Annotated in this window: 16 protein-coding genes; 3 read left to right on the top strand and 13 right to left on the bottom strand. The window is 61.3% G+C overall.

Annotation, left to right across the window (positions count from 1 at the left end):
* Positions 1 to 87 precede the first annotated feature (87 nt).
* Together J5M72_RS17895 and J5M72_RS17890 are read right to left on the bottom strand one after the other, a co-directional pair.
* Positions 88 to 1,647, bottom strand: coding sequence for an AmpG family muropeptide MFS transporter (locus tag J5M72_RS17895; protein WP_169429127.1), 1,560 nt, complete (start codon positions 1,645 to 1,647; stop codon positions 88 to 90).
* Between the two features lie 43 nt (positions 1,648 to 1,690).
* On the bottom strand, positions 1,691 to 2,074 hold the full coding sequence (locus tag J5M72_RS17890) for an MGMT family protein (protein ID WP_169429128.1): 384 nt from the start codon (positions 2,072 to 2,074) through the stop codon (positions 1,691 to 1,693).
* Between the two features lie 134 nt (positions 2,075 to 2,208).
* On the opposite strand from J5M72_RS17890, the gene J5M72_RS17885 reads away from it, so the two are divergent.
* The gene (locus tag J5M72_RS17885; RefSeq protein WP_169429129.1) at positions 2,209 to 3,216 is read left to right on the top strand and encodes a DUF481 domain-containing protein; all 1,008 of its coding nucleotides are present in this window, start codon (positions 2,209 to 2,211) and stop codon (positions 3,214 to 3,216) included.
* Between the two features lie 120 nt (positions 3,217 to 3,336).
* Here the strand turns inward: J5M72_RS17885 and J5M72_RS17880 are convergent, their stop codons facing one another.
* Positions 3,337 to 3,546, bottom strand: a complete 210-nt coding sequence (locus J5M72_RS17880; protein ID WP_002554837.1) for a cold-shock protein — start codon at positions 3,544 to 3,546, stop codon at positions 3,337 to 3,339.
* 353 nt (positions 3,547 to 3,899) lie between these two features.
* Here J5M72_RS17880 and dcd point away from each other — a divergent pair, with 353 nt between their 5' ends.
* The gene (gene dcd / locus J5M72_RS17875) at positions 3,900 to 4,466 is read left to right on the top strand and encodes a dCTP deaminase (protein ID WP_007954988.1); all 567 of its coding nucleotides are present in this window, start codon (positions 3,900 to 3,902) and stop codon (positions 4,464 to 4,466) included.
* A 106-nt stretch (positions 4,467 to 4,572) separates the two neighbouring features.
* Positions 4,573 to 4,782, top strand: coding sequence for a hypothetical protein (locus tag J5M72_RS17870; protein ID WP_065259270.1), 210 nt, complete (start codon positions 4,573 to 4,575; stop codon positions 4,780 to 4,782).
* Between the two features lie 39 nt (positions 4,783 to 4,821).
* Here J5M72_RS17870 and pdeM read toward each other — a convergent pair whose 3' ends face one another.
* The 10 genes from pdeM to J5M72_RS17820 form a co-directional block, all read right to left on the bottom strand.
* Positions 4,822 to 5,478, bottom strand: coding sequence for a ligase-associated DNA damage response endonuclease PdeM (gene pdeM / locus J5M72_RS17865; protein ID WP_169429130.1), 657 nt, complete (start codon positions 5,476 to 5,478; stop codon positions 4,822 to 4,824).
* Positions 5,478 to 7,964, bottom strand: coding sequence for a ligase-associated DNA damage response DEXH box helicase (locus J5M72_RS17860; protein WP_207866677.1), 2,487 nt, complete (start codon positions 7,962 to 7,964; stop codon positions 5,478 to 5,480). The genes pdeM and J5M72_RS17860 overlap by 1 nt, the downstream gene beginning before the upstream one ends.
* 59 nt (positions 7,965 to 8,023) lie before the next feature.
* On the bottom strand, positions 8,024 to 8,788 hold the full coding sequence (locus tag J5M72_RS17855; protein ID WP_085697407.1) for an ATP-binding cassette domain-containing protein: 765 nt from the start codon (positions 8,786 to 8,788) through the stop codon (positions 8,024 to 8,026).
* A gap of 13 nt (positions 8,789 to 8,801) precedes the next feature.
* Positions 8,802 to 9,920, bottom strand: a complete 1,119-nt coding sequence (locus J5M72_RS17850; RefSeq protein ID WP_207866676.1) for a succinylglutamate desuccinylase/aspartoacylase family protein — start codon at positions 9,918 to 9,920, stop codon at positions 8,802 to 8,804.
* Positions 9,921 to 9,932: 12 nt separating this feature from the next.
* Complete coding sequence (locus tag J5M72_RS17845) at positions 9,933 to 10,643, bottom strand: ABC transporter permease (RefSeq protein WP_011332767.1); 711 nt, start codon at positions 10,641 to 10,643, stop codon at positions 9,933 to 9,935.
* A complete protein-coding gene (locus tag J5M72_RS17840; RefSeq protein ID WP_169429133.1) occupies positions 10,640 to 11,368 on the bottom strand; it encodes an ABC transporter permease in 729 nt (242 codons plus the stop codon). Before J5M72_RS17840 ends, J5M72_RS17845 begins: the two co-directional genes overlap by 4 nt.
* A gap of 56 nt (positions 11,369 to 11,424) precedes the next feature.
* Positions 11,425 to 12,207: a transporter substrate-binding domain-containing protein gene (locus J5M72_RS17835; RefSeq protein WP_011332769.1), complete on the bottom strand. Its 783-nt coding sequence runs from the start codon at positions 12,205 to 12,207 to the stop codon at positions 11,425 to 11,427.
* Positions 12,208 to 12,458: 251 nt separating this feature from the next.
* A complete protein-coding gene (locus tag J5M72_RS17830) occupies positions 12,459 to 14,147 on the bottom strand; it encodes an ATP-dependent DNA ligase (RefSeq protein ID WP_207866675.1) in 1,689 nt (562 codons plus the stop codon).
* Complete coding sequence (locus J5M72_RS17825; protein ID WP_207866674.1) at positions 14,144 to 15,178, bottom strand: ligase-associated DNA damage response exonuclease; 1,035 nt, start codon at positions 15,176 to 15,178, stop codon at positions 14,144 to 14,146. The genes J5M72_RS17830 and J5M72_RS17825 overlap by 4 nt, the downstream gene beginning before the upstream one ends.
* Before the next feature lie 122 nt (positions 15,179 to 15,300).
* Positions 15,301 to 17,751 carry a penicillin acylase family protein gene (locus J5M72_RS17820; protein ID WP_207866673.1) on the bottom strand — a complete coding sequence of 817 codons (2,451 nt, stop codon included), beginning with the start codon at positions 17,749 to 17,751 and terminating at the stop codon, positions 15,301 to 15,303.
* Positions 17,752 to 17,909: the final 158 nt, after the last annotated feature.

Genomic DNA, 17,909 nt, shown 5'->3' with positions numbered 1-17,909 from the left:
GAAATGACGGAGCAGTGTACCGGCGAGAGCTGCCTACGTACAGAAGCGCAGGGCCGGCGCAATACCCTGCGCCGGGTGCGAGATGTCTTACGACTCTTCGGCGACGGGCGTCGGCACGGGGTCCGGTGTCGGCGTCGGGCCTTCGCGGCGACTCTCCTGGAACCAGTGCAGGGCGATCAGCACCAGGGTCGGCACACCGAGCAGTGCGGTGATCATGAAGAAGTTGTGGTAGCCGAACTTCTCCACCATCACCCCGGAGTAGCCGCCGATGAGGCGAGGCAGCAACAGCATGATCGAGCTGAGCAGCGCGTACTGGGTCGCGGAGAATTTCAGATTGGTCAGGCTGGACAGGTAAGCGACAAACGCCGAAGTGGCCATGCCCGAACTGAAGTTGTCGAGGGAGATAGTCACGATCAGCATCTTCAGGTTCGGGCCCATGTCCGCCAGCATCACGAACAACAGGTTGGTGCCCGCAGACGCCGCACCGCCGATGAGCAGTATCGGCAGGATGCCGAAGCGAACGATCAGCAGACCGCCCATCCCGGCACCCACCAGGGTCATGATCAGGCCGAAGATCTTGCTGACGCTGGCGATCTGGTCCTTGGTGAATCCCTGGTCGATGTAAAACACGTTGGCCATTACGCCCATCACCGTGTCCGACATGCGATAGGTGGCGATCAGACCGAGCAGCAGCAGGGCCTGCCAGCGGTAACGCAGGATGAAGTCATTGACTGGCGTCAGCACTGGCGCCAGGCCACGGCGCCCCATGGCCGAGAGGCACAGACCGGTCAGCAGGGTGTAGAGGATGGCACGCAGGAATGCCCGGTCTTCCAGCAGCAGGTCCAGCGGGCTCATGCTGCCGAACAGCACACTGGCGAAATCGGTGTTGTAGAGCTGGGTAAACATGGCCGGTACGGAAACCAGCAGGACGATCAGTACGAACACCGACATCAGTTGATGCATGAAGGTGTAGCGCCCGGCCTGCAGCTGGGTACGCAGCGGTACCGGCGGTTCGCGCATCAGCAGGGTGGTGATCAGGGCGGGGACCATCAAGGCGCCGAACAGCACATAGGTGCCGGTCCAGGCGGAGTGCTGATAGTTGAACCCGGTGGAGCCGAAACCTTCAGCGAAGAACAGGGCACCGGCCGTCGCGAGCAGGGCGGCGACCCGATAACCGGACATATAACTGGCGGCCAGCGCGGCCTGGCGGTTGTCTTCGGCGATCTCCAGGCGGTAGGCGTCGACTGCGATGTCCTGGGTGGCGGAGGCGAAGGCGACGATCACGGCGATGGCGATCAGCCAGGACAAATGTTTCTGGGGGTCGCAGAAACCCATGCCGATCAGGCCGAGGATTACCAGCGATTGCGCAAGCACCAACCACGAACGGCGTCGACCCAGCTTGCCCAGCAATGGCAGGCGCCATTGATCGAGCAGGGGCGACCAGACCCATTTGAAGGCATAGGCCAGACCGATCAGGCTGGCATAGCCGATCGTCTCGCGGGCTACACCGGCTTCACGCAGCCAGACCGAAAGTGTCGAGAACACCAGCATGTACGGCAGGCCGGCGGCGAAACCCAGCAACAACAGCACGAGCGTCGAAGGACTGGCATAGGCGGCGAGCGCGGCGCGCCAGGTTTTACGGGGCATGGGCTGAAGTCTGCCTCAAGATTGCGAAAACAAAGCGCGCACTCTAACCGCTGTGCTCTACCGGGCGCCAGCCATGACGCTGAATATCCACACGATTGTTCAGGATCGTAACGCCCTCCATACGCAATCGTGCCCGCTGTTCATCGCCTGAAGGGCTGCCCGCCGGCAGACTGAGCCGACCGCCGGCACCGAGCACGCGGTGCCAGGGCAGCTTCGTGTCGCCGGGCAACTGGCTCAGGGTACGGCCGACCCAGCGGGCGGCGCGCCCCAACCCGGCCAGTTCGGCCAACTGACCATAGCTGACGACCTTGCCTTCGGGCACTTGGGCAAGGGTCGAATAGAGTGCCGTGCGTCGGATTTGCGGGTCGTTTTCGCAGGCAGGTATCGGGTCTGTCACGGGCGCCGTTCCTGAACAAGATCGATTCATGGGTTCAAGGGTAATCCGTGATCGGGCAATTGAGAAATGAACTCAACAGAAATAGCCGGGTCACTCCTTGTCAGAGGATTATTCCTACGGATAATGCCGACCCTTTTTCGCAAATCCGAGTTTCCGATTCGCTTATGTTGTCCAGAACCCTGTTGTGCCTTGCTGTCTTCAGTGCGTCCACGCCCTTGCTTGCCGATACCGTCTGGTTGAAGAACGGTGACAAGCTGAGCGGCAAAATCACCCTGTTCGATGGCGGCAAGTTGCTGGTCCAGACCCAGTACGCCGGCGCGGTCACCATCGACTGGAAGCAGGTCAAGACCCTGGAAAGCGATCAAGAGCTGCTGGTCAAGCAGGATGCCTATAGCGGTGAGAAGGCCAAATCGCTGACTGCCGCCGAAGACGGCAAGGTCACTCTGGCCAACGGCGAAGCGCCGAAAACCGTCGAGCTGGCGAGCATTCAGCAGATTCTCAAGCCCAAACCCGTGGTCGAGGATCTGGTATGGAAGGGCAATGTCGACCTGGCCCTGGATTATCAGCGTGCCGAAAAAGACACCGATGATTACGACGTCGGCTTCAAGACCACCGCGCGCCATGGCCGTTGGCGTCATACCGCTGAGGGCGAGTACAACCGTGAAGTTCAGGATGAGGTGGTGACCACCAACAACTGGCGCGCCGAATATGCCCTGGACCGCTTCCTGACCGACAAGTGGTTCTGGCAGGGGCGGTTGAACTACAAGCGTGACTACGTCGAAGAGTTGTCACGCCAGCGTGTGGTCGGTACGGGTCCTGGCTATCAGTTCTGGGATGATGAGCTGGGCGCATTTTCCCTCGGCTCGCTGCTCAACCGCACCGATTATGAGTACAGCGACGGCGGCAAGGACAACTTCTATTCCGTTGCCATGAAGTGGGACTATAACCGCTACCTGATCGGCAAGAAGGTACAGTTCTTCACCACCGGCGAACTGGGCAAGCCATTGTCGGACGTCGCCAACTATGCCCTGGATTCGGAAGTGGGCCTGCGCTACAAGGTGACGGACTGGGCCTCGCTCAATCTCAAGGCCGAGCGTGACATCATCAGTGGTACCAAGGACGCGGATCTGAACAAGACCCGCTACACCGCAGGATTTGGCGTGGCCTGGTAACGCCCGGCCGAAAAAATCGCAGCCTTCGACAGGCTGCGATTTTTTTTGCCTGTACAAAACAGGCGCCCACAAAAAAGCCCCGCTTTTAAGGGCGGGGCTTTTTACCAAAGAAGCTACAAGTTAGATAACTTGTACTTCTTCAGCTTGCATGCCTTTCTGACCGCGGGTAGCGATGAAAGAAACCTGTTGGCCTTCTTTCAGGCTTTTGAAGCCGTCGGACTGGATAGCTTTGAAGTGAACGAACAGGTCGTCACCGGATTGTGGAGTGATGAAGCCGAAGCCTTTTTCATCGTTGAACCACTTAACGGTACCGGTTTGGCGATTAGACATGGTGTAACTCCTTGAACAAAGATAACTGCGACTCAGGAAGAACCCTGGCCGAGACTGAGTGCAAAGAGCAGGAAAAATTCTTGTAGATGGTTGGATCGAAATTCAACATATCGTGTAGAGATTCTCAGTGACACAAGCAGCACAGTGGCGCCACCTTAACCCTTTTTCCGGAACGTGCCAATGCTTCTTGCGAAGGTTTCTCCGTTTTAAGGATCGGCGGTGTGACGGTTCGTCGCGAAGCAGTGTAATTCCTGCATGTTCGGCGAGATTTGCACCACGGACTTTGAACCGGGCGGCGCGCCCGGTAAGATGCCGGACAGTTTTTTCCACCTCGCTATTCAGGACACCCCGCCATGAGCATCAAATCGGACAAGTGGATTCGCCGCATGGCGCAGGAACACGGCATGATCGAGCCGTTCGTCGAGCGCCAGGTACGCGGCAGCGACGACAGCCGTGTGATCTCCTACGGCGTGTCGAGCTACGGCTACGATGTGCGCTGCACCAACCATTTCAAGGTGTTCACCAACATCAATTCGGCCATTGTCGATCCGAAAAACTTCGACGCCGGCAGCTTCGTCGACGTCCACAGCGACGTCTGCATCATCCCGCCGAACTCCTTCGCCCTGGCCACGACCGTTGAATATTTCCGTATTCCACGCAACGTCCTGACCATCTGCCTGGGCAAAAGCACCTATGCCCGTTGCGGCATCATCGTCAACGTCACCCCGCTCGAGCCCGAGTGGGAAGGCCAGGTGACCCTGGAGTTCTCCAACACCACCAATCTGCCGGCGAAGATCTACGCCAACGAAGGCGTGGCGCAGATGCTGTTCCTCGAATCCGACGAGGAATGCGAAGTCTCCTACAAGGACCGCGCCGGCAAGTACCAGGGCCAGCGTGGCGTGACCTTGCCACGCACCTGATCCGTCCATCCGGCAGTTACCGGGAATTCTTCGGCGGGTAGACACTCTATGGGGTGTACTGCCCGTTTCGCGAACAGCGGGACGGGCCTTCGCCGAGGAGTGCTCCATGAAGATCGATCCGCAAATCACTGCCGAACTGGCAAGGCTCGAGCCCAATCAGGTTGGCGTATTGGCCTGGTCGTTGCTGGCACACCCGCCCGTCACCCTGGCTGGCGGAATTCCTCACCAGCCCGATCCCGATACCCCTAACGAAGAACCGACCGAGCCCGGCGAACCGACGTTGCCGGACAAACCGCCACCTGCGCCTGTCGCGTGATTGAATGCATGGCCCGTCGGCTGAATCCTGAACAGGACGTCAGCCGACGGGCCATATTTCGTTGTCGCCAATGACAAAGATCCGACAACGCTCGTCCTTCTCCACCGGATAGCCGCCGGTGAAGGCACCGAACGCCGGCAGCAGGCTGATGCGTTCTCCCAGACTGAAACACGCCAGCCGCAGACGCTCACGCCCCTTGCCGTTCAATCGATAAACCGGATGCACATGTCCTGCGAGTACGTGGCGTTCAGGGTGCGGATCGGGTTCGTGCTGCAATGCGAAGGGCCCGAGCAGTAACGGCTCCGGCACCACCCGAATGTTCAGCGTCTGCGGTGGATCACCGGCGCGCTTGTCGTGATTACCGCGAATCAACGTGATCGGCAGATCGGCATGACGCGCCCGCCACTGCGCCAATGCCTGCAAAGTGTCGGGGGCATGGGAGCCGGGCCCGTGCAGAAAGTCCCCAAGAAAGATCAGTTGTCGACACGGCAGTTTCGCCAGCAACTGCTCGATCACCGCGATGTTGCTCGCCGTGGTGCCCTGCGGCACCGGCTGCCCCAGGCGACGGTAAGCGGCAGCCTTGCCGAAATGCACATCGGCAATCAGCAACGCCTGTTGCGCCGGCCAATACAATGCCTTTTCCGGCAACAGCCAGAGTTCTTCACCCGCCAGACGCACAGGATAGGGCGCGTTCATCAGGATTGGCCCTTGTCGGCGGTTTTCTCCAGATCGCCGACCATGCGCCGGATACGGTCGGCGAGTTTTTCCGAACTCATGCTTTCGCGCATGCGTTCCACCAGCAATGGAAAGCCGAGTGGAGTCGGGCGTTTGATCAGGTGTATGTCCAGTTTCATCCGGTTGATTCGCTCCAGTGCCTGTTCCAGTCGATGAATATCCAGTTCTTCGCGCAGGACTTCTTCCCCGGCCTGGGCCAGTAGAAGGTTGTCGGCGTCGTATTGTTTGAACACTTCGAAGAACAACCCGCTGGAGGCCTGTACCTGACGGGTACTTTTCGGCGCGCCGGGGTAGCCAGCGAATACGAGTCCGGCGATCCGTGCGATTTCCCTGAACCTGCGCAGTGCCAGCTCCCCCGCGTTTAGACTGGCCAACACATCCCTCAATAAATCCTCGGGGCTGAGCAGGGCGCCATCCAGTTGCGCAGACCAGTCAACCGGCGTGGCACTGAGCAATTCCAGTCCGTAATCATTGACCGCAATCGAGAAAGTCACAGGCAGGCGCTGGCTGACTCGCCACGCGAGCAGGCTGGCCAGCCCCAGATGCACCTGACGTCCGGCAAACGGGTAGAGGAAAAGGTGCCAGCCTTCGCGGGATTTCAGCACCTCTGCCAGCAGATTGTTGACGGTCGGCAGGCCCGACCAGCGCATCTGCGTTTCCAGCAGCGGCTGCAAGGCCTGCATTTCCGGGCCTGCAAACTCGCCTTGCGCCGCCGCGCTGAATCGGCTGACCACCGCGTCAGCGAGTTCGCTGGACAGCGGCATGCGCCCGCCATTCCAGCGCGGCACGGCGGCTTTTTTCGCGGTGCTGCGTTTGACGTAGGCGGTCATGTTTTCCACCCGCACCAGTTCCAGCAAGCGTCCGGCGAACAGGAAACCGTCGCCGGGTTTGAGTCGGGCGATGAAGCCTTCTTCAACGCTGCCCAGTTGCTTGCCACCACCGCCCTTGCTCCAGAATTTCAGGTGAATGCTGGCATCGCTGACGATGGTGCCGATGCTCATCCGATGGCGACGCGCCAACCGGGCATCGGGGACGCGCCAGATTCCGTGCTCGTCCGGCTCGACCCGACGGTAATCCGGATACGCCGTCAGCGACATCCCGCCGTGGCGTACGAACGCCAGCGCCCAGGCCCAGTCCGCGAGCGACAGGTCACGATAGGCCCAGGCGCTGCGGACTTCTTCGTACAGTTCATCGGGAATAAAACCACCGCCCAGGGCCATGCTCACCAGGTGCTGCACCAGTACATCCAGCGGTTTGTGCGGTGACAGACGCGGCTCGATTCTGCGCTGCGCCACGGCATCGCGTGCGGCAGCGGCTTCGATCAGTTCCAGACTGTGGGTCGGCACCAGGGTGACCCGCGACGTTCGACCGGGCGCATGGCCCGAACGGCCGGCCCGCTGCATCAGGCGCGCCACGCCTTTGGCCGAACCGATTTGCAGAACCCGCTCCACCGGCAGAAAGTCCACCCCCAGGTCGAGACTCGAAGTGCAGACCACGGCTTTGAGCTGGCCATTCTTCAGCGCCTGCTCGACCCAGTCCCGGGTATCGCGGGATAGCGAGCTGTGATGCAAGGCGATCAACCCGGCCCAGTCCGGCCGCGCTTCCAGCAAGGCCTGATACCAGATTTCCGATTGTGCCCGAGTATTGGTGAACACCAGGCTGCTGGCGCAAACCTCAAGTTCGGCGACCACCTGCGGCAACATCTTCAGACCGATATGCCCGGCCCAGGGAAAGCGCTCGATCTGTGGTGGGAGCAGGGTATCGACACGCAGGGTTTTTTCGCTTTGACCCTGAACACTCACGCCACCGCCCTGCGGGATCAGTACCTGTTCGGCATGGGATTGATTGCCGAGCGTCGCGGAAACACCCCAGACAATCAGCTCAGGATGCCAGCGGCGCAACCGGGCGAGGGCCAGCTGCAATTGCACGCCGCGCTTGTTCCCGAGCAGTTCATGCCACTCATCGACCACGACCATGCGCAAGGTCGACAGCGCCGTTTGCGCGTCGGCGCGGGCGAGCATCAGGGTCAGGCTTTCCGGGGTGGTGATCAGCGTGGTCGGCAGGCGCCGGTTCTGCCGGGCGCGTTCGCTGCTGCCAGTGTCGCCGGTACGCAGGCCGACGCTCCAGGGAATGAGCAAATCGTCCAGCGGCGTTTGCAGGGCGCGCGCGGTGTCGGCGGCCAGTGCGCGCATCGGCGTGATCCACAAGACAGTCAGCGGTTCGGCGGGTGGTTTGCGTTTACGGGTGGTTTCAGCAACAGGCCCGGAGCGGGCAAAGCGATTGAGCGCGGCAAACCACACCGCGTAGGTTTTACCGGCGCCGGTGCTGGCGTGCAGCAGGCCGGACTCGCCACGTTTAACCGCGGCCCATACCTGCTTCTGAAAGGCGAACGGCTTCCAGTCGCGGGCGCTGAACCAGTGTTTGGCGAAGTCGGTGGAAGTGCCCATGCCGGCGACGTGTGCTCTGAAGGTGTTCCTTCAGTGACCGCGCCGGCCGGGCAATAGTTTTACTTGAGATTGCCGCTGAGGAATTGCTTCAGGCGTTCGCTTTTCGGATTGCCCAGCACTTCTTCGGGCGCGCCTTCTTCTTCCACCAGCCCTTGGTGCAGAAAAAGCACCTGGCTCGACACCTTGCGCGCAAAGCTCATTTCATGGGTGACCATGATCATGGTCCGGCCTTCCTCGGCCAGGCCCTGAATCACCTTGAGTACTTCGCCGACCAGTTCCGGGTCGAGCGCCGAAGTCGGTTCGTCAAACAGCATGACTTCTGGCTCCATCGCCAATGCCCGGGCGATGGCCACCCGTTGTTGCTGGCCGCCGGAAAGAAATGCCGGGTATTGATCGGCCACCCGCGCCGGCAGACCGACCTTTTCCAGATAACGTCGGGCGCGGTCGTCGGCTTCCTGTTTGCTGCAGCCCAGCACCCGGCGCGGGGCCATGGTGATGTTTTCCAGCACGGTCATGTGGCTCCACAGATTGAAATGCTGGAACACCATCGCCAGGCGCGTGCGCAGGCGTTGCAGTTCATTGGGGTCGGCGACGTGCATGCCGTGGCGGTCGGTGACCATGCGGATCGCCTGGCCGTCGAGGCTCATCGCGCCGTCGTTGGGTTGTTCGAGAAAGTTGATGCAGCGCAAAAAGGTGCTTTTGCCCGAGCCGCTGGCGCCGATCAGGCTGATCACGTCGCCGGTTTTGGCCTTGAGCGAGACGCCTTTGAGCACCTGATGGTCGCCATAGCTTTTGTGCAGGCCTTCAACGGTCAATTTGTACATGGGACAGGCATCCTCAAGGCGAAAGTAGATAGCCGCTGCGATAGGCTTCGGCGCCCGCGACGTGGGCGATCACCATCCCGGCGGTGGCCATGCGCCGCAGCGAGCGGGCATAGAGCAGACCGGAAGCGGTGCAATGGACTGGCGTGACCCGGTCGCTGATCGGGTCGATGATTTCGGCAATTTTCTGCCCGGCTTCCAGAAGCTGGCCGGGCGTGGCGGTGTAGACCAGCAGGCCGCCGACGGGAGTGGCCACCGGTTCCACGCCGGCCAGCGGTGTGGCGGGGTGTGGCAGCGCCGGCAAGGCTTTGGGCTCGCCGGCAATGGCACCGAAATGGATCAGGTAATCGATCAGCGCCTGGCAATCGCGACTGGCCAGCGGATGGGTGACATCCCCCTGGCCACGCAACTCGACGGTGACCGAGAAACTGCCCAGTGGAATTTCGAAGTGTTCGCCGAAGCGCTCCTTCAATTGCCACCACAACAGGGTGAAGCATTCGTCGAACGACTGACCGCCGGAGTCGGTGGCCAGCAGGCTCGCCTGGGATTCGATATAGCGCGCCAGCGGCTCGACCTGCGGCCAGGCCTCGGGCGTGGTGTAGAGGTGGACCACGGATTCGAAATCGCAGTGCAGGTCCAGCACCATGTCCGCATCGCAGGCCAGCCGTTGCAGGGTCAAGCGCTGGGATTGCAGCTGAGTCGTGGCGGTGTGGCGGGCGAGGGCATTGCGCAGGCTGGTACGGATCAGTTCCAGGTTGCGCTGCGGGTCTTCGCACAGCTGCGCTTCGATCTCGTTGCCGATTTCTTCGCTGAGGTCGACGAACCAGCGATTGAAGTTCTGCCCGCTCTCCAGTTCGTAGCGGCCCAGTGGCACGTCCATCAGCACTTGTTCGAGGCCGACCGGGTTGGCCACCGGCACCAGCACGATTTCGCTGATCAGCCGCCCGGCGGCTTCCAGCTCCGCCAGACGCTGCTTGAGGTGCCAGGCCACGAGCATGCCGGGCAGTTCGTCGGCGTGCAGCGAGGACTGGATGTAAATCTTGCCTTGGGCCTTGTCCGGGCCGAAATGAAAGCTGTGAATCTGTCGTGCAGTCCCCGGCAGCGGGGCCAGCAGATCGTGTATCTGGTGGCGCATCTCAAAAGGGTCCTAGTGGGTCGGGCCAAGGAAGGCCAGCCATCGGCGTTCGGCGAGGCGGAACAGGCCGACCAGCGCAAAGGTGATGGTCAGGTAGATCAGCGCGGCGATGCCGAACGACTGAAAGGTCAGGAAGGTCGCCGAGTTGGCGTCCCGTGCGACTTTCAGGATGTCGGGGATGGTCGCGGTGAAGGCCACGGTGGTCGAGTGCAGCATCAGGATCACTTCGTTGCTGTAGTACGGCAACGACCGGCGCAGCGCCGACGGCATGATCACGTAGGCATACAGTTTCCAGCCGGTCAGGCCATAGGCCTTGGCCGCTTCGACTTCGCCGTGGTTCATGCTGCGGATCGCCCCGGCGAAAATCTCCGTGGTGTAGGCGCAGGTGTTGAGGGCGAAAGCCAGGATCGTGCAGTTCATCGCATCGCGAAAGAAACTGTCGAGCAGCGGTTGGGCGCGCACGGCGGCCAGGCTGTAGATCCCGGTGTAGCAGATCAGCAGCTGGATATAGAGAGGCGTGCCGCGGAACAGGTAGGTGTAGAACTGCACCGGCCAGCGGATGTAGAAGTGCGGCGAGACCCGGGCGATCGACAACGGAATCGACACGATGAAGCCGAAGAAGATCGAGGCGCTGAGCAGCCACATCGTCATGGCCAGCCCGGTGATGTTCTGGCCGTCGGTATAAAGGAAGGCTTTCCAGTATTCCTGCAGGAGTTCGATCATCGTACGGCCTCCCGGGCACCGGCGGCGTAGCGACGTTCGAGCCAGCGCAGGATGAAGTTCGAGGCACTGGTGATCAGCAGATAAATCAGCGCGGCGAGGACCAGGAAGTAAAACAGTTGATAGGTGCTCTTGCCGGCGTCCTGCGCTGCCTTGACCAGATCGGCCAGGCCGATGATCGAAACCAGTGCGGTGGCCTTGAGCATCACCATCCAGTTGTTGCCGATGCCCGGCAGGGCGAAGCGCATCATTTGCGGGAACACCACGAAACGAAAGCGCTGGCCGCGCTTGAGGCCGTAGGCGGTGGCGGCTTCGACCTGCCCGCGCGGCACCGCGAGAATCGCGCCGCGAAAGGTTTCAGTGAAGTACGCGCCATAAATGAAGCCCAGAGTCAGGACCCCGGCGGTGAACGGGTCGATCTCGATGTATTCCCATTCCAGGTAGTCAGTGAGCGTCGTCAGCCAGGTTTGCAGGCTGTAGAAGATCAGCAGCATCAGGACCAGGTCCGGTACCCCGCGAATCAGCGTGGTGTAGAGCTGGGCGGGCAGGCGCAGCAGTTTGACTTTTGACAGCTTGGCACTGGCGCCGAGCAGGCCGAGCAGCACGGCCACCAGCAGCGACAACGCCGACAATTTGATGGTCATCCAGGTGCCTTCCAACAGCAAAGGACCAAAGCCCTTGAGGCTGAAGGCGGATAGCCCCAGATTTTGTAAGAGGTTTTCGAACATAAATCAGCAACCTGACTGAATGAAAAAGGCGCCCATCGAGGATGGGCGCCGGGGCATTATTTGCCGCTGTACAGATTCAGATCGCCAAAGTGTTTCTTTTGAATCTCGGCGTATTTGCCGTCATCGTGTAACGCTTTGATACCTTTATCCAAAAGTGCTTTCAGCTCGGTGTTACCTTTCTTAATACCGACAGCGGTCTTGGCTGGCAGCAAGTGGTTGTCGACCGGCTTGCTGACTTCATAGTCGGCGCCCTGCGGCGACTTCAGAAAGCCCAGTTCGGCCTGTAACATGTCCTGAATGCCCGCATCGAGACGGCCGGAAGTCAGGTCGGAATACACCTGGTCCTGATTCTGGTAGGCCTGGGTTTTCACGCCGGCCTTGTCCAGCACGGCTTTGGCATAGGCTTCCTGGATGGTGCCTTGCTCGTAACCGACGGTTTTGCCTTTCAGCGAGGCGACGTCGTCGGTAATGCCCGAACCTTTCTTCGACACGTAGGCCGTCGGGCCGGAGAACAGCTCGCTGGAGAAGTCGATGACTTTTTCGCGGGCTTCGGTAACGGTCATCGACGAGATCACGCCGTCGAACTTATTGGCCTTGAGGCCCGGAATCATGCCGTCGAAGTCGCTTTCGACCCATTTGCACTTGACCTTCAGCTCGGCGCAGATCGCGTTGCCCAGATCGATGTCAAAGCCCACCAGGCTGCCGTCGGCCGCTTTCGACTCGAACGGTGCGTAGGAAGGATCGACGCCAAAACGCAGCTCTTTGTATTCCTTGGCCAGCGCGGAGCCGGCGGCCATGCACAACGCCAGTGCAGAAAGGGTCAGCAATGCTTTTTTCATTATTCAATCCCTAAGAACCAATATGAGCGCTTGTGGCGCAGAATGATTGTTACTGGAACGCTTACGACTTATAGAAAGTAGCAATTTCCGAACCAGAGTCCCGAACAAGTGTTTTAAAAGGTGTATGAAGTGCATGCCGGGGACGGTCAGTGCACGAAAACGGGCACGCCGCAAATGCTGCACCAGGATGGTTCGGAGGGATCGTTCCCACGCTCTGCGTGGGAACGATCGGGGAGGCGTGAGGGCAAGGATCAGACCAACAGGTTTTGCAAGGTCGCCAGGCTGTCGGCCTCCTCGACGGTCTTGTCCTGACGCCAGCGCAGCATGCGCGGGAAGCGCACGGCGATGCCGCTCTTGTGCCGGCGAGAGAGCGCGATGCCTTCGAAGCCCAGTTCGAACACCAGACTCGGCTTCACGCTGCTGACCGGACCGAATTTTTCCACAGTGGTCTTGCGCACGATGCTGTCGACCTCGCGCATTTCTGCATCGGTCAGCCCGGAATAGGCCTTGGCAAACGGCACCAGCGCCCGTGCACTGGAACCGGGCGGGCCGTCCCACACTGCAAAGGTGTAATCGCTGTAGAGGCTGGCGCGGCGACCATGCCCGCGCTGGGCGTAGATCAGCACCGCGTCGACGCTGAACGGGTCGACCTTCCATTTCCACCACACGCCCATGTCCTTGGTCCGGCCGACGCCATACATCGCGTCCCGGGCCTTGAGCATCATGCCTTCGACCCCCAGGCGCCTGGAGGCCTCCCGCTGACGGGCGAGGTCGAACCAGTCGTCACCCGTCAGAATCGGCGACGGCAGCAACACCGGGTTGTTGCACTGGGCAATGACGTGTTCCAGTTGTTCACGACGCCTGGCCTGAGGCTGGTTGCGCCAGTCTTCACCCTGCCACTCCAAAAGGTCGTAGGCGAGTACTACCACCGGCGCGTCTTCGAGGATTTTCCGGTCCAGCGACTTGCGGCCGATCCGTTGCTGCAACAAGGCGAACGGTTGCACCGCCGGCGCTTCTGTCGACTGCGGAGCAAAAGCGTCTTCGGTGACCGGGCGGTTGTTCTTCCACACAACGATTTCGCCGTCGATCACCGTGCCGTCGGGTAAACCGTGCAGCAGGGTGTCGAATTCGGGAAAACGCTCTGTCACCAATTCCTCGCCGCGCGACCAGACCCACAGTTTCCCGTCGCGCTTGACCACCTGCGCGCGAATGCCATCCCACTTCCATTCGACTTGCCAGTCGCTTGCGGGGCCGAGCAACGCGTCGAAGGTTTCCACCGGTTGCGCCAGCGCATGGGCGAGGAAGAACGGGTAGGGCTGACCACCGCGCTGGGCATGTTCGTCGCTGGATTCGGGGGCGATCAGTTTCAGGTAGCTGGCGGCGTTCGGCCGGTTGGACAAATCGGTGTAACCCACCAGCCGCTGCGCCACGCGTTTGCTGTCGAGCCCGGCCATGGAGGCCAGGGCGCGGGTCACCAGCAGTTTGGACACGCCGACCCGGAAGCTGCCGGTGATCAGTTTGATGCACAGCATCAGGCTCGGCCGATCCAGTTGCGCCCACAGTGCGGGCAGCTGATGGGCGAGGTATTCCGGGGTTTCACCGCGCAGGGGCAGCAGTTTGTGCTCGATCCATTGAGCAAGGCCGGCCTCGGAGGTGTACGGGTTTTCCGGGAGCACCAGCGAGATGGTTTCCGCCAGATCGCCGACGGCCTGATAGCTTTCCTCGAACAGCCACGGCGTAAGTCCCGACACGTCGACGGCGAGTTCGCGCAGGATCCGTACGGGCACCAGTTGCCGTGGCCGTCCGCCGGACAGAAAGTACACCGCCCAGGCCGCGTCCTGCGGCGCCGCGTGAGCAAAGTAGGCCTGCATGGCCGCCAGTTTGGCGTTGCTGGAGGTGGTGGCGTCGAGTTCGGCGTACAACCCGGCGAAGTCTTTCATGGTTGCACCTCGGCCACGGTGGGTTCGACGGCGAGGGTGTCCTGTTCATCGTCACCGTATTCGGTGTTGAAACCTTGAGCATCCAGCCCTTTTTCCCGCAGGTGGCGGACCAGCACACCGATCGAGCCGTGAGTGACCATCACCCGTTCGGCGCCGGTCTGTTCGATGGCCCACAACAGGCCCGGCCAGTCGGCGTGATCCGAAAGCACAAAACCGCGATCCACGCCGCGCCGCCGACGGGGACCACGCAGGCGCATCCAGCCGCTGGCGAAGCTGTCGCTGTAGTCGCCGAAACGGCGCATCCAGCTGCTGCCACCGGCCGACGGCGGGGCGATGACCAGCGCCTGGCGCATCATGGGATCGTTTTTCTTCACGTCGCCGGCGTAGATCGTCGGTGGCAGATACACGCCGGCCTCGCGATAGACCCGGTTCAGTGGCTCCACCGCGCCGTGGCTGAGGATCGGCCCGAGGGTTTCGTCGATGCCATGCAGGATTCGCTGGGCCTTGCCGAACGAATAGCAGAACAGCACGCTGGTCCTGCCAGTCTGGATATTCGCCTGCCACCACTGATTGATCTCGCCAAACACTTGCGCCTGCGGCTGCCAGCGGTAGATCGGCAGGCCGAAGGTCGATTCGGTGATGAAGGTGTGGCAGCGCACCGGTTCGAATGGGGCGCAGGTGCCGTCGGGTTCGATCTTGTAGTCGCCGGACGCGACCCAGACTTCGCCGCCGTATTCCAGGCGAATCTGCGCCGAACCCAAGACATGCCCGGCGGGGTGGAAGCTCAGGGTGACACCATGGTGGGACAGACGCTGCCCGTACTCCACGGTTTGCAGGTTGATGTCCTGACCCAGGCGCGCGCGGAGAATACCTTCACCTGCGCTGGCAGCCAGATAGTGAGTGTTGCCGGTACGGGCATGGTCGCCATGGGCATGGGTAATGACCGCACGCTCCACCGGGCGCCACGGATCGATATAGAAGTCCCCGGCGGGGCAGTAGAGGCCTTCGGGGCGGGCGATAACAAGGTCCATGGCGTTACCGGAATGGAGGGACTTGTTAGGTATGAGGATTGCGCGAAGTCAGAAGTTCTATCGAATTTTTGAACTGTCACATGATCGTTCCCACGCAGAGTGGGAACGATCAGCGCGGGGGGTTATTTCCCGGGGGTAAGCGTCAGCCGTGTCTTGCCATACACCCGGTCAAAGTTCTGCGGCTGCATCGGCAAGCCGATGTACTGGCCCTTGAGCCACGGATCGATGCCGTTCAGGTAGTTCGGGCTCACCGGATTTCCGGATTGTCCTGTGCCGTTCTGCCCCATCAACGGCTCGCTCTGACCGAAGTCGACGATAAAGCGCATCGACGGCGCACGCGTGGTGTTGAAGTCCTGGCCCCAGGCAAATGCCGCCGTATTCAGCGTCGTGTGATCGCCGCCAGCCGCGATCGGGCCGCGGACGGTCTGGCCGTTGGCATTCTTCCACTCGTAGCGGTGCAGTTTTCCCCACTGCCAGGCTTTGTGATCGCCACCCAACTGACTGTCGCCGGCAGTAATCGCTGCCGCCAGACTGCGGGCCAGGATCGCCGGTTTGTCTTCTTTTTGCGGGGTACGGGCGTCGTCCCAGAATGGACTGTCTTCGCGGCCCAGCAAGTGATCGGCCTGGGCGGCGTAGGACAGATCGCCATTGGCGATAAACGCTTTCCACGCCGGGCTGCTTTGCGGGCCGAGTTCGTCGAGGAAAATCTGCTTCATGCTTTCCTGCAGGAACAGCTCGTAGATCGCCGCGTCGGCGGAGGTCGGGCTGAGTTTGCCGTCGAACGCCATCAAGCGGGTGTAGGCTTCGCGGGCCTTGCTGCGGTCGGCTTCCGGCAGGGCGTCGATCGCCTGTTTCAGCGGCTGCGCCATGCCCGGGGCTTCGAACATTTTCTTCAGCTTGGCGGCGAACGTGGTGGTTTGGTCGTACTGCATGGCGATCATGCTGCGACCGTCCTGTTTACCGCTGCCGGCCATTTCTGCGAGGCGCTCGCCACGCTCCGGTGCGGCCCAGGAATTGGACAGTTGCATGCCGTAGCCATGGGGAATGACCCGCTGATTGGCGGTGCCGAGCCAGCCCTGCGCCGGATCCTGATCGTACGGATGCAGCATCGGGTCGGCGTAACCGTCCCAGTCGTAGCGACCTTCCCAGCCCGGCGACGGCAACAGGCCTTCGCCTTCACGGCGGTTCGGGAATCGCCCGGTGACTTGCCAGCCGATGTTGCTGGCGTCGGCAAATACCAGATTCAGCGCGATGGCGCGGATTTCCCGGCTGGCGTCCGAGGCGCGTTCAGCGGTTTGCGCGCGGCTTAGATCAAAAAACGCATCGAGGGATTTGTCATCGGTGAAGCTCGGCGTCTGCAGGGCCAGGCCGAAACCTGTGCCCTGAGCGGCGGCCTGAGCACTGTTGAGCAGCGCGCCGTGGCGGGTTTCGTACACCGCTTCGCGAATCGGCCGCTGGCCTTTGACGAAATAGGTTTCGTTGCGCACGCCCAGCGGTTGCCATTTGCCGTTGACCTCGTAGGTCAGGCTGCTGCCCTGGCGACGGATCTTTTCCAGAAACAGGTCCTGGTTGTCACCGAAAACACTGGTCGCGCTCCACGCCACTTTGCCGTTGAAACCACCGAGCACCATCGGCAGGCCGGCGACAGTCACGCCGGCGGCCTGGTATTTAGGTGCGTGAATCTGCACGAAACTCCACAGCGACGGCGCGGCCAGCGGCCCATGGCTGTCGCTGGCCAGCAGGCTCTTGCCGCTGCGGCTGCGTTGCGGGGCAATCGCCCAGTTGTTCGAGGTGCTGGCGCCGAGCAGGTTCATCGCCGCCAGTTGTTCGCTGGCGTTGCTCAGTTCGTTCAGGCCGGGAGTCTGCCCGTTGAGCTTGATGCCTTGCAGTTTGTCGACTTCAGCCATCGGCAGGTTTTCGTCAGGGGCGGACGGCGTCAGCCAGGCGAGCTTGTCGGTGGTGACGGTCTGCGCCAGCACCAGCGAAGCGATTTCTTCCGGCAGGTTGGCCGACTGACTGAAGTTCAGCAGGCAGAAAATCAGCGCCGAATCTTCCGGTTTCCAGTATTCAGGCTTGTAGCCGCTGGAGGCCAGATCCCCCGGCAACTTGTCGGCGTAGCGGAACAGGTAGGCGTTGACGCCCCGCGCATAGACTTCGAAGAAGCGCTTGAGCCGTGGCGACGAGGCCTTGTATAGCTCGCCGGCGCTTTTCTTCAGATTGACGGCGCGCATGTAGCGGTCGGCGTCGAGCATCGAAGCCCCGGACATTTCCGCCAGACGACCCTGGGCCAGCAGGCGCAGGGTGACCATCTGATTGATGCGGTCGCTGGCGTGTACATAACCGAGGGCGAACAACGCATCGTGGAAGCTGTTGCTTTCGATCAGCGGCATGCCCATGGCATTGCGGCGTACCGAAACGTTCTGCGCCAGGCCCTTGAGCGGCTGTACACCGGAGGTGGGCGGGAGGGTGTCCTGGGCGTTCCAGGTCTGACAACCGGTCAGGCTCAGAACACCGGCCACTGCTGCGGCAACGCCGAACCGGGGAAGAAAATGTGAAAGGGCTGGCGAGGCCATGGCAAAGCTCCTGCGGGGGTGTAGAGGCTGGGGGCGCAATAAAGCCGCTACGTTAGTGAGCAGGAGGGGGCCGCGCAAGCGGGGCAAGCGGTTATTTCTTCCCGCTCACGCAGATCGATAGCTTGCTTAGTCACAGGAGGTGATGCTTAAGTTCGGAA

Origin of the sequence: Pseudomonas sp. 58(2021), from assembly GCF_017491585.1 — a bacterium.
Lineage (GTDB): Bacteria > Pseudomonadota > Gammaproteobacteria > Pseudomonadales > Pseudomonadaceae > Aquipseudomonas > Aquipseudomonas fluorescens_BT.
This window is presented reverse-complemented; position numbering and strand designations above follow the sequence as displayed.

What these genes read in the sequence shown, in the direction of transcription:
- pdeM (WP_169429130.1), bottom strand. Translation starts at nt 5,478, where the DNA reads ATGAACGCGCCCTATCCTGTGCGTCTGGCGGGTGAAGAACTCTGGCTG.
- J5M72_RS17820 (WP_207866673.1), bottom strand. Translation starts at nt 17,751, where the DNA reads ATGGCCTCGCCAGCCCTTTCACATTTTCTTCCCCGGTTCGGCGTTGCC.
- J5M72_RS17835 (WP_011332769.1), bottom strand. Translation starts at nt 12,207, where the DNA reads ATGAAAAAAGCATTGCTGACCCTTTCTGCACTGGCGTTGTGCATGGCC.
- J5M72_RS17895 (WP_169429127.1), bottom strand. Translation starts at nt 1,647, where the DNA reads ATGCCCCGTAAAACCTGGCGCGCCGCGCTCGCCGCCTATGCCAGTCCT.
- J5M72_RS17870 (WP_065259270.1), top strand. Translation starts at nt 4,573, where the DNA reads ATGAAGATCGATCCGCAAATCACTGCCGAACTGGCAAGGCTCGAGCCC.
- J5M72_RS17840 (WP_169429133.1), bottom strand. Translation starts at nt 11,368, where the DNA reads ATGTTCGAAAACCTCTTACAAAATCTGGGGCTATCCGCCTTCAGCCTC.
- J5M72_RS17845 (WP_011332767.1), bottom strand. Translation starts at nt 10,643, where the DNA reads ATGATCGAACTCCTGCAGGAATACTGGAAAGCCTTCCTTTATACCGAC.
- J5M72_RS17880 (WP_002554837.1), bottom strand. Translation starts at nt 3,546, where the DNA reads ATGTCTAATCGCCAAACCGGTACCGTTAAGTGGTTCAACGATGAAAAA.
- J5M72_RS17890 (WP_169429128.1), bottom strand. Translation starts at nt 2,074, where the DNA reads ATGAATCGATCTTGTTCAGGAACGGCGCCCGTGACAGACCCGATACCT.
- J5M72_RS17885 (WP_169429129.1), top strand. Translation starts at nt 2,209, where the DNA reads ATGTTGTCCAGAACCCTGTTGTGCCTTGCTGTCTTCAGTGCGTCCACG.
- J5M72_RS17855 (WP_085697407.1), bottom strand. Translation starts at nt 8,788, where the DNA reads ATGTACAAATTGACCGTTGAAGGCCTGCACAAAAGCTATGGCGACCAT.
- J5M72_RS17850 (WP_207866676.1), bottom strand. Translation starts at nt 9,920, where the DNA reads ATGCGCCACCAGATACACGATCTGCTGGCCCCGCTGCCGGGGACTGCA.
- J5M72_RS17860 (WP_207866677.1), bottom strand. Translation starts at nt 7,964, where the DNA reads ATGGGCACTTCCACCGACTTCGCCAAACACTGGTTCAGCGCCCGCGAC.
- J5M72_RS17830 (WP_207866675.1), bottom strand. Translation starts at nt 14,147, where the DNA reads ATGAAAGACTTCGCCGGGTTGTACGCCGAACTCGACGCCACCACCTCC.
- dcd (WP_007954988.1), top strand. Translation starts at nt 3,900, where the DNA reads ATGAGCATCAAATCGGACAAGTGGATTCGCCGCATGGCGCAGGAACAC.
- J5M72_RS17825 (WP_207866674.1), bottom strand. Translation starts at nt 15,178, where the DNA reads ATGGACCTTGTTATCGCCCGCCCCGAAGGCCTCTACTGCCCCGCCGGG.